We start from the raw sequence: 10,144 nt of genomic DNA, 5'->3' as shown, positions 1-10,144 counted from the left end.
GTTCTGCACGCCCGCAAGCTCCCCCACTCCCCGAGCTTCCCCCACCCCCCAAGGAGCGGGACTTGCCAAGTCCCGGCCTTTGAACCTGCGCCTACCCTCAGGCGCTTCATGGCTTGGCCAAAGACCCAGCCATCATCCAGAGCTTCCAGCCGCAGCACAGACACCAAGGGCCTGATTTTTTGCGCCTGGGCGTCTTGGCGTGCCCATACATCCAGGCCACCTCACCCCAATCACCCCTCCCCAAACCACGGGACTTGGCAAGTCCCGCTCCTTGGGGTTCAAACCGGCCTAACACTCAGGCTCCCGCTAGCTCTGCTGGTGTCTAGCCTTTAGGCGATCTTGGAGAAGGTCCGGTAGGTCATTGAATCGCCTAAAGGCTAAACACCAACAGACCGAACACACCCTCCCCCCTTGCAACACTTCTTGTTAATCCTGTCCATCGTGTCAATCCTGTAAAAACAGCCCCCACACCACCACCGCTCCCCGTCCGCCCCAAACACCCCCAAACCACGGGACTTGGCAAGTCCCGCTCCTGGGGGCCCTCCCCGTCATCCACACCTTCCGTGTCTTCCGCATCTTCCGTGGTTGAAAATCCGCCTCAACCCCTTGCCACACTTCCTGTGAGTCCTGTAAAAAAAGCCCCACCCTACCCCGTCACTCACCTTCATCTCTTCCCCGTCCCCTCATAAGCCACACGCCACACACAATCCCCCGTGTCATCGCTCACCAGCAACGCCCCATCCTTCGCCACCGTCACCCCCACAGGCCGACCCCAGACATCCCCCTCAGGCGTCACAAAGCCCGTTAAAAAGTCCACATACTCCCCGGTAGCCTTGCCCTCCTTCACCGGAATCTGCACCACCTTGTAGCCCGTCCGCCGGCTGCGGTTCCACGAGCCATGCTCCGCCGCAAAACCATCGTGGCGATACACCTCCGGGAACTGCTCCCCATCATAAAAGGTCATGTCCAGCGAGGCCGAGTGCGCCTGCAAAATCACATCCGGCGTCAGCACCTTATCCTTCAGCTCCGGTCTTGCGCCAGGGTGCCGCGGATCCTGATGCCCGCCCATGTAATACCACGGCCAGCCATAGAAACCGCCCTCCTTCACCTTCGTCACATAGTCCGGCACCAGATTGTCCCCCAGCTCATCCCGTTCATTCACTGAAGCCCACAGCTCGCCCGTCGCCGGGTGGATCGCCAGCCCCACCGGATTGCGGATACCCCAGGCGTAGACCCGTTTGTCCTGCCCCACCGGACCCGTTTCAAAGATCCGCGCCCGGTCTTCCTCCTCCTTGTTCCAGTCCACATTCGATTTCGAGCCGATCGCGATGAACAGCTTCTTCCCATCCTTCGAAAAAACAATGTCCCGCGTCCAGTGGCCGCCCCCCGTCAGTTGCCCGCCAGCGGATAGCTCCACCAGCTTGTCCGGCTCCCCCTCCGCCTTCGTCTGGCCATTGCGGTAAGGCAGCCTCACCACCGCATCCGTATTGCCGATGTAAAGGTGCGTCGGCTCCGGTCCCGGCGGATAAAAGGCCAGGCCAAAAGGCTGGTTCAGCCCCGTCGCAAAAACCGTCTGCAGCTCCGGCTTCCCATCGCCATCCGCATCCCGCAGCAGCGAGATCTGGCCCGCCTTGCTCTCCGCCACCAAGACATCGCCGTTCGGCGCCGTCACAATCACACGCGGCTTTTTCAACCCCGTCGCATACTGGCTCACCGTGAAATGCTCCGGGGCCTTTGGCCACGCCCCCTCAGGCCGCTTCACCTCCTTCGGCCGATTCTTCGCCGACTCCTTCTCATTCGGCTCCGGCAGATCCCCCACCCGCAAATGCCTCCGCACCCCCGGCGCATCCGTCGTCCAGTCCCCCATCGCTGCCTTTCCCGTGAGCACCTCCGCCGCGGCCTTTCCATCCTGCGCCACAACAGCCCCCACACCACCGCCCACCAGCATAACCAAAAGGGTAAAGAAACGTTTCATACCCTAGAATATCGAAAACCACAGCCCCCTTGCGCGGGTGAGTCTTGGAGCCCTCTCCCACTCACTCAGTTGCTGATTGCAGTTACTCCGCCCGCTTCGGCTTGGCGATCACTCCCTTTTTAGCCATTTTTCACCCGGCACTTGGGCTAAGTGCCACTGGTACTCACTTGCGCGTTGCAAAACAGTGCCCGCATGGTGCTCGCATGGACACCCAAATCGATTATCTCTACGATATCCTTCGTCAGCTTTGTATCTCCACGACTCAGGAACAGATTCTACAGGAGATTCAAAATCATTCGCCAAATGGCACTTACTCAGACTGCTCGTGGAATACTCACAACCCACAGCACCAGAAGATCGTAGCCAACATGGCCAGCCACAAAGAAAGCATCAGTTCCGCCGAATCTCGTATCAAAGTATTCTGTTGGCTGATCTTTCTACAGACTCAAAACATGCACATGGCATGGGCCATCTGTAGGACTTGTCTGGTGAAAGGACATGCTTGGGAAAAGGGTTCCGAAGGGCTGAAAGAACTTTGTCGTCATAGGCTTTCGGGGTTGCGCAGGTGCGATCTAAAATCTCAAACCAGGCCCTGGCCCAGCCTTCGGCCACCGCTACAGTCACGGGCGGGTTACACTGTAAGCCCTGAACCTTCAGCCGTGTAAGTTCCAAAGCTTCTTCTTTTTCCACACGCGTTGTTTTCCGGCCCTTACCGACTTCTCTCCTGCGTATCCCCAGCTCACCTTTCGGGCGACAACCCCCCCCTTCAGCACCTCCCCACCCGACCAAAAAAAATGCTCCGAGCCTGGTTTCAGGCTTCGGAGCGCATTTTTCAGTGGTGCCCAGGGAGGGATTCGAACCCACGACCAATTGGTTAAGAGCCAACTGCTCTACCACTGAGCTACCTGGGCATTAAAACTGACAACCACACGGTGGTGCGCGGGGTGGGATTCGAACCCACGACCAATTGGTTAAAAGCCAACTGCTCTACCACTGAGCTACCCGCGCGAGTGGGGCGGATTACCTACCCTTTACGGAGCCGTGCGCAAGCTTGAATTTGCTTCCAAACGGACTTTTTCCAACAAATGCCGCAAATCACGCTCCGGACGGGCCACTGAAAAGGCCCGCCAGCCACTGGCCAGGGCTCCCTGCACGTCGCAGCGCTCATCATCCCCCACGTGCCAGCTTGCCGCAGGCACCGCCTGCATCCGCCGTTGAGCCGTCTCAAACATGCGCGGATGCGGCTTGGAAACACCCACCTCACTGGAAAGAATGACCTCATCAAAATATCCAGCCAGCCCATGCCCAGTCAAAATCCCCTTCAGCCGCCCGTCGAAGTTTGACAGCACACACAGCCGATGATCACGGGCCAGATCCTCCAGCACAGGCTTCACCTCTTCATAAACGAACCACGCCTCCGGCAGCGCAAAGTGCGCATACAGCGCATCGAACAACGGCCCCAGCGTCGCCTCCGGCAGCGTGGCCCCCGTGGCCTCGGCAAAGACCTGAGCCACCAGCTCGCGCCACCAGGATCGGTCATCATCCGGCGCACACTGCCCCTCCGGCCATTCCCGCACCGGCAGTCGGCCCCACACTTGGCGAAAGGCCGGCTTCAGCGCCGCCTCATCCACCGCGACACCCCACCGCCGGGCAAAGGCCGCATAGGTACGCCCCACGGGCTCGCACACCTGAATCAGGGTGCCGGCGGCATCAAAGGAGATCACAGGGCGGGACAGCATCGCAAAAAGAGGGGGTGAAAAGTAGGCACAAAAAACCCGCACAGAGCCTGCGCGGGTTTTTCAAAACAGACTCGGTCAGATGACCGGCCAAAATTATTCAGCGGCAGGTGCAGCCTCTTCAGCAGCAGCAGGCGCTTCTGCTTCAGCAGGAGCAGCGACTTCAGCCACAGGAGCCGCCACTTCGGCGACAGGGGCAGCGGCCACCACTTCAGCCACAGCAGCGGCTTCCACCTTGGCGGCAGCGGCTTTGGTTGGGGCTTTGTCCTTCTTCGGAGCGCTGGCCTTCTTCACCGTTTTCTTGGCGGCTTTTGGCTCACGGACGATGGACTTGCGGCTCAGGCCAGACTTCGCAAGAGCTTTCTTGCGAGCGACATAGAGTTTCCGACGGCGACGTTTGACGATTTTATTGAGTTGCTGGCCCATGGTGGCAGATATTGGAATGCTAAAAGCGGGGGCGGAGAGTGACACCATCGCGGGTGGAATCAAGCCCGAATGTCACAGGAACTGCCCATATCTGCCCCCAAAGCCTCTTTAGGGCTTCGGTTTGGCCTCGTCTTTCGCTTCTGTGAGGGGTTCCGTGGGGGTAGGAGGCGTCTCCGGCGCCGTCCGGGGGGCCATCGCCTGCTGCGTGGGCGGCACGCGGAAAAGCTTGCCGCTATACGGATCCTTCACCGCCTCGCCCGGGGCCATGCCCGTCACATCCACCAGTTGCTGCTTCCCGGCAAAGGGGCTCGTCACCATGCCGGGCCGGCCTTCCACCGGAGTGCCGTAGGGCAGTGTGTCCATGGACATCTTCGCGGGTGCTGCCGGGGCCTGCGGCTGCGGTTTCACCGGGCTGGATTCCAGCGGGATCTTCGGCGGACTCGTCACCACGGCCTCCCTGCGGGCAGTCTCCCGGCGCGGTTCCCGGTCCACCTGCGGCCTGGGGCGATAAATACGCGGCTGCTCCGTCAGGTAGCGGTTGCGCGCACTCTCTGGCCGATACGGCACGTAGGCCATCTGCCGGGCAGGCCGCAGCGGGCTGCCATTGGGCACCAGGTAGCGGCTGGGGGCCACTGCGGGATGGTAGTCCCGGCCCCAGTAGGTGATCAGCCCATCCCGCTGGATGATCCGCCAGGCTTCACGCGGCGGCAGCTCACAGCTCGTCAGCACGGTGAGCAGCAGGAATGCGGAGGCCAACTGCGTGACCTCGGAGCGGAGCTGGGAAATCGTCTTCATGGCATGTCGGGAAAATGCAGCACAGGCCCTGGCCCTGCGCCTCGCCCGTAACATCATGCACAAGAGGGGCCTGCGGCAAGCACGAACTCCGCAGAAACTCCCCCACCAAGAAACTCCATTTCATCCTTGCAGCCCCGGCCCGCGTTCTTTTTTAATCTCGCCTGTGTCCGACCTCCCCCCCAGCCCCCGGCAACTCTTTCACCTCCTCGATACTGGCCGCATCACGTCCGACCAATTTCGCGAGTCCATGGCCCAGCACGCCCGTGAGGTCATTGTGGAAATGGAGGAGGATCACCTGAACCCCGCCGTCGCCTTCATCGAGCAGATGCTCTGCCGCCGCGCTGCTTCGAAGCTCCTCAAACACCACGAGGAAACCCTCATCCGCGAAGTCCTCCTCGCCCTCTCAGACCTCTCCGATTTCCCCCCGCGCCGCTGGCTGTGGAATGCCGGCCATCCTCACATCCCCCTCCACGCCTTCTTCCGCAGCAAACGCGAGCCCGTCTTCCGCATCGCCACCCTCCAGGCAGATCCCCAGCTCGTCACCGTCGTCGTCGAATACGGCATCGCCGGCCAGACCCAGATCAAAAAGGAAGAGTTCCGCCTCCGCCGCGACCGCCGCAGCCAGCTCGGCCTCGAACGCCGCCGCCTCGTCTAAAGCCAACCCAGTTCCGGTCTAACCAAAAACAAGGCAAAAAGAAAGGGCAGGCTCCCATCCAGGAACCTGCCCTTCAAAATCAATCGCAGCGTCTCAGCGCCCCACGCGGCAATCACCAAAGCAGATGCCGATGCTGCGGCCTGCGCGGATGATCTCGCTATCCGGCTGCACCAGGCGCAGTTGGTTCACCGCCTCCTCGATGCTCACATCGCCCACCTGGTAGTGCTGATAGCTCACCATGCGGCCAAATTTGCCTTCTTCGATCAGGTGCACCGCTTTGGCACCAAAGCGCACGCCCAGGATGCGGTCCAGCGCCGTCGGCGCACCGCCGCGCTGCAGGTGGCCCAGCGTACACGCGCGGGTTTCCTTGCCCGTCATCTCCTCGATCCTCTTCGCCACGTAGTCGCCGATGCCGCCCAGGCGATCCTCGCCCTTGCTGCCCACGTTCTCCTTTTTCAAAAGCTCGCCCGTCTCCATGCGTGCGCCTTCCGCCACCACCACCAGGGTGCTGTGCAGGCCGCGTGCATCGCGCTGGCGGATGGCATCCGCCACGTGCTCCATCTTGAAGGGGATTTCCGGCAGCAGGATCACATCCGCCCCGCCGGACATCCCGCCGTAAAGCGCGATCCAGCCCGCATGGCGGCCCATCACCTCCAGCACGATCACCCGCTTGTGGCTCTCCGCCGTCGTGTGCAGGCGGTCCAGCGCATCCACCACGGAGTGGCAGGCCGAATCAAACCCAAAGGTCATCGCCGTCGCCTGGATGTCGTTGTCGATCGTCTTCGGCACGCCGATCACCGGCACATCCATTTCAAAAAGCTGCTGCGCCGTCGTCAGCGATCCATCACCGCCCACCACGATCAGCGCGCCGATCTCCAGATGCCGCAGCGTCGCCTTCGCCTTTTCCACGATCTCGCGGGGCACCTCAGACACATTGCCCTCGCCCACCTTCGCGACGAAGTGGCCCTTGTTCGTCGTGCCCAAAATCGTCCCACCCAGCTTCATGATCCCCACCGTCCGGCTCGGGTCCAGCATCATGTAGTCCCCCGGCGGCAGCAGACCTTCAAATCCATCACGAAAGCCCACGACCTCCCAGCCGAGAGTGTGCGCTGCGCCGACGACGCCGTGGATGACCGCATTGAGCCCGGGGCAATCGCCGCCGCTATTCAGGATACCGATTCGCATGTTCGTAGGGGGTTGGGGTTGGGGTGTGAGATACGTCTGTCCACAGCCACAGGGCCGGAGAACGAAAGACTAAAAATGGTTCAGCAACTGGCGCTTGTCCGTGATCGGGCGGCCCGCAGCCAGCCAGCGATCATAGGCCGCCCAGCTCTGCTGCAACAGCGCATGAGCCTCCGCCGCCGCATCGGCCGAGCCGATCACCGTCACCACCATCCGGTGGCGATAAATCAGACTGGAACCATCTGCCTGCTTCGCGACAGAGGCCGGGCGTTCCGCCGTCACCACGATGCAGCTCCCCGAACGCTGGGTCGCCGTGTACTTGATGCCGTCGATGTTGCTCACGCCCAGCAGCGCATTCGTATTGTTCAGCGGCAGGCTCACCTGCCCGCTCGTCCGGTACACCGTGATGTCGCGGGAGCGCTGGTTCGTGTAAAAGCGCAGCGCCGGGCGGGAGATCGCATACAGCCCCAGGCGCGTCATGTCCGCAGCGGTCGAGTAAGGCATCGCCCGCGTATTTTCAAACCCGTGCGGGTTCGTAAACCGGGTATTCATCGCCCCTTCGCGCACCGCCAGTTGATTCATCTGCCGCACAAATTCCGTCAGCGGATCCCCGGCCCGCTGCAGGCGCTGCAGGTGGTCGCGCCCCACAAAGTCACCCAGCGTGATCGCCGCCACATCATCCGCACTCATCATCGTCGCATACAGCAGGTCGCGCAGCGTCAGGCGGTCCCCCGGTTGCAGACCCAGGCTATTGCTGCCCGCCACCTGCGGCGCATAGGCCGGCACCGTCGCCAGGATGTTCACCCCCGCCTTGGAGGCCTCCGCCCAGTCCAGCGTCACCATCGCCGTCGCGATTTTCGCCAGACCGCCCACCGGCCGCTTATCATTCGCCTGGCTGGCCACATGGACCTTGCGGTTAAAGCTATCCGCGGCCAGCACCGCCGCCTGGGCCGAGGCCGAAACCGGCGCCAGGACTGCCAGCGCCGCCCCCAGGGAAAGGGTGGCAAAAACGCACTTCGAAAGGCTGCTAAAACGGGAAGAACACTGCATAGGGCACCCTTTCATTAGCACCTCATCGCCCAGGGGCAACCAGGGATTCCACTCCCCGCCCGCCTCACGGCACGCTCATCGTCACCAGCGGCAGCCCTGGCGCAAAGGTCACACTCGCCCCCGTCGTCAGCGCATCATTCCCCGTCCCCCCATCCACCGTCACCTTCTGGCCAAAGTTGATCGCAAAGTTCGCCCCCACGCCTCCCAGCAAAAACGTGTCTCCCCCGGCCTCACCTTTAAGCATCACGGCCCCTCGGAAGTGCGATGCCCCCACCGAATTCAACTGCTCAAAGCGGAAAACATCATCCCCCGCCCCCAGGCTGGCCGTGAAAGCCTTGTTCACCGCCGTCTCATTGATCGTCAGCGTGTCCACCCCCGCTCCCCCCATCACCGTCAGCGTATTGTCAAAAATGGCGCTCTCGATGCGGATGACTCCCGTCTGCCCGGCCAGCGTCGGCATGCTCAGCTTCACCGCCCCGCCGATGTGCAGCGCCCCGTTCGAAAAACCGTCCATCGTGATCGTGGAGGCAGCCGACAAAGAAGCCGTGCTCAAATTCACCGCACCCGAGATCGTCCCCATCATTTCCAGGCCCACAAACACTCCCCCTTTGAGAGTGACCGCCCCATTGATCGTGGAGGCAGTGCTCGTCCCGCCGACGAGAATCGACGTCACCCCCAGCCCCCCACCATTCGTCAGCGTCAGGCTGCCATTGCTCACCAGACGAAAATTACCGCTGATGCTCAGGTTCGTGTCCCCCGCACCGCTCGTCAGGTTCGCCCCACCCCCCAGGAACATCCCGTTGATGGCAAAAAGGCGCGCCTCCCCATCACCCGCTCCTGCGGCCATCGTCACCTTGCCGCCGATGAACACATTGTCGGCAATCACAGCCAGATCGCGGTTCGCCCCAGAGCCGGAGATCATCACCGTCCCCGCCACATAGAGCGAGTTCAGCGGCGTCAGCTCGCCATCGCCGCCCCCGGTCCCCAGGGCAATGCTCACCGCCCCGCCCACCCGCAGATGATTCCCGTTGAAATCCACATCGTCCGTCCCGCTGCCGCTCGTCCATTGCAGCGTCTTCGCCACAAAGAAATCCGTCGCCGAACTCAGCAGGGTATTGTTGCCCCCGCCCGCCAGCAGGGATAGCGACCCCACATCAAAGCGGTTGCCCACAAACTGCACCGTCTCATTGCCCGAAACATCCGTCAGCTTCAGCGCACCGCTGATCATCACCTCCGCATTCGCAAACCCCACGCTCAGAAGATCATCCCCCGCCCCGCCGACAAAGGCCAGGTTGCCCAAAATGAAAAGGTCATCCCCATCCGAGCTGGCCAGCCGCACTTGATCATTGCCCTCCCCGGCATCGATCGTCAGCCCCAGGCCGAAAATCTGACGATCCGCATTCCCAAGCAAGCCATCCGCCCCGCCCCCCAGCTTGATCGTCGCCGCCCCACCCACCGTGGCAAAGGCTCCCGAAAAAGTCACCAAGTCCACCCCATCCCCCCCCAGCAAGGTCAAGGGCCCACCGATGTTGCTGTCCGTCATCGTAAAGGCATTGTTACCACCGCCCAGATTGATGCTCACCGCCTTGGTAAAAAACGCATTGTTCAGCGTCACCGCATCATCCCCCGCCCCCAGGTTCGCCGTCAGCCCCGCCGTCACTCCCGTGATGATCTGCGGCGTGGTAAAGTTCAGCCCCCCGATGCGCAGTTGCACACCCGCCTCCGGCGTCATCCGGTAGGTCCCATCCGCCACCCTCTCGAGGGTCACCTTCTCATCACCATCCAGCCCCGGCACCGTCCCCAGCACCAGCGTCCCCCCGGCATTCACCGAGACCGCAATCACCCCCGCAGGGGCCAGGCGGGGTTCCAGCAGCTCAAGCACCGATTCGTAGGAAGCATTCATGGCAGTCATCAGGTCAAAATTAAAAGTGTCCAGAAACAGACACCCCGTGATTCGCCCAAGGTTACACCTCCTCATCAACGAATGAAAAGCCAGCATTCACCTCCCGCACAAAATTCCGCCCCCCGAACTTCCCCAGCGCCCCCGAGAGGAGCGTGGAGATTCGCTTCGCGGCTTCGCACTTGCCCGCATCCTAAACCCACCGGACGCGCAGCGGCCCTGACTCCTTCCGTCCGCCCCCATCATCCCCGAACCTCCCCACCGCCCCAAGGAGCGGAACTTGCCAAGTCCCGGCCTTTGAACCTCCTCACACCCTCACACCCCGCCCCCAGCCTTCGCTCCCGGAGGGAGCCCGGAACGTAGCCGGTGGTGAAGGGGGCGCAGCCACCGAGAACCACCGGATCCCCCAACCTAACCAACGATGC

The 10,144-nt window shown here is 62.1% G+C and carries 8 protein-coding genes and 2 tRNA genes; 1 reads left to right on the top strand and 9 read right to left on the bottom strand.

What is annotated here, in order from left to right; all coding sequences use genetic code 11:
- Window positions 1-664: 664 nt before the first annotated feature.
- From ABEB25_RS24325 to ABEB25_RS24300, 6 genes are all read right to left on the bottom strand, one after another.
- Window positions 665-1,975, bottom strand: a complete 1,311-nt coding sequence (locus tag ABEB25_RS24325) for a PQQ-dependent sugar dehydrogenase (RefSeq protein WP_345739063.1) — start codon at window positions 1,973-1,975, stop codon at window positions 665-667.
- Window positions 1,976-2,811: 836 nt separating this feature from the next.
- Window positions 2,812-2,886 (bottom strand) — tRNA-Lys (locus ABEB25_RS24320).
- Between the two features lie 22 nt (window positions 2,887-2,908).
- Window positions 2,909-2,983, bottom strand: a tRNA-Lys gene (locus ABEB25_RS24315).
- 23 nt (window positions 2,984-3,006) lie between these two features.
- On the bottom strand, window positions 3,007-3,714 hold the full coding sequence (locus tag ABEB25_RS24310) for an HAD-IA family hydrolase (RefSeq protein WP_345739062.1): 708 nt from the start codon (window positions 3,712-3,714) through the stop codon (window positions 3,007-3,009).
- Window positions 3,715-3,807: 93 nt separating this feature from the next.
- The gene (locus ABEB25_RS24305; protein ID WP_345739061.1) at window positions 3,808-4,137 is read right to left on the bottom strand and encodes a hypothetical protein; all 330 of its coding nucleotides are present in this window, start codon (window positions 4,135-4,137) and stop codon (window positions 3,808-3,810) included.
- 108 nt (window positions 4,138-4,245) lie between these two features.
- Window positions 4,246-4,932: a hypothetical protein gene (locus tag ABEB25_RS24300; RefSeq protein ID WP_345739060.1), complete on the bottom strand. Its 687-nt coding sequence runs from the start codon at window positions 4,930-4,932 to the stop codon at window positions 4,246-4,248.
- Window positions 4,933-5,095: 163 nt separating this feature from the next.
- Between ABEB25_RS24300 and ABEB25_RS24295 the strand changes: the two genes are divergently transcribed.
- Window positions 5,096-5,587 carry a hypothetical protein gene (locus ABEB25_RS24295; protein ID WP_345739059.1) on the top strand — a complete coding sequence of 164 codons (492 nt, stop codon included), beginning with the start codon at window positions 5,096-5,098 and terminating at the stop codon, window positions 5,585-5,587.
- 93 nt (window positions 5,588-5,680) lie between these two features.
- Here ABEB25_RS24295 and ABEB25_RS24290 read toward each other — a convergent pair whose 3' ends face one another.
- The 3 genes from ABEB25_RS24290 to ABEB25_RS24280 form a co-directional block, all read right to left on the bottom strand.
- On the bottom strand, window positions 5,681-6,772 hold the full coding sequence (locus tag ABEB25_RS24290) for a 6-phosphofructokinase (RefSeq protein WP_345739058.1): 1,092 nt from the start codon (window positions 6,770-6,772) through the stop codon (window positions 5,681-5,683).
- A 69-nt stretch (window positions 6,773-6,841) separates the two neighbouring features.
- Window positions 6,842-7,819: a D-alanyl-D-alanine carboxypeptidase family protein gene (locus ABEB25_RS24285; protein WP_345739057.1), complete on the bottom strand. Its 978-nt coding sequence runs from the start codon at window positions 7,817-7,819 to the stop codon at window positions 6,842-6,844.
- Window positions 7,820-7,883: 64 nt separating this feature from the next.
- On the bottom strand, window positions 7,884-9,722 hold the full coding sequence (locus ABEB25_RS24280; protein ID WP_345739056.1) for a hypothetical protein: 1,839 nt from the start codon (window positions 9,720-9,722) through the stop codon (window positions 7,884-7,886).
- Between the last annotated feature and the right edge of the window lie 422 nt (window positions 9,723-10,144).

The sequence above is a fragment of the Prosthecobacter algae genome (assembly GCF_039542385.1).
GTDB lineage: Bacteria > Verrucomicrobiota > Verrucomicrobiia > Verrucomicrobiales > Verrucomicrobiaceae > Prosthecobacter > Prosthecobacter algae.
The sequence above is the reverse complement of the archived record's forward strand: the minus strand, read 5'-3'. Positions and strand labels throughout refer to the sequence as shown.

What these genes read in the sequence shown, in the direction of transcription:
- ABEB25_RS24285 (WP_345739057.1), bottom strand. Translation starts at nt 7,819, where the DNA reads ATGCAGTGTTCTTCCCGTTTTAGCAGCCTTTCGAAGTGCGTTTTTGCC.
- ABEB25_RS24325 (WP_345739063.1), bottom strand. Translation starts at nt 1,975, where the DNA reads ATGAAACGTTTCTTTACCCTTTTGGTTATGCTGGTGGGCGGTGGTGTG.
- ABEB25_RS24305 (WP_345739061.1), bottom strand. Translation starts at nt 4,137, where the DNA reads ATGGGCCAGCAACTCAATAAAATCGTCAAACGTCGCCGTCGGAAACTC.
- ABEB25_RS24300 (WP_345739060.1), bottom strand. Translation starts at nt 4,932, where the DNA reads ATGAAGACGATTTCCCAGCTCCGCTCCGAGGTCACGCAGTTGGCCTCC.
- ABEB25_RS24280 (WP_345739056.1), bottom strand. Translation starts at nt 9,722, where the DNA reads ATGAATGCTTCCTACGAATCGGTGCTTGAGCTGCTGGAACCCCGCCTG.
- ABEB25_RS24310 (WP_345739062.1), bottom strand. Translation starts at nt 3,714, where the DNA reads ATGCTGTCCCGCCCTGTGATCTCCTTTGATGCCGCCGGCACCCTGATT.
- ABEB25_RS24290 (WP_345739058.1), bottom strand. Translation starts at nt 6,772, where the DNA reads ATGCGAATCGGTATCCTGAATAGCGGCGGCGATTGCCCCGGGCTCAAT.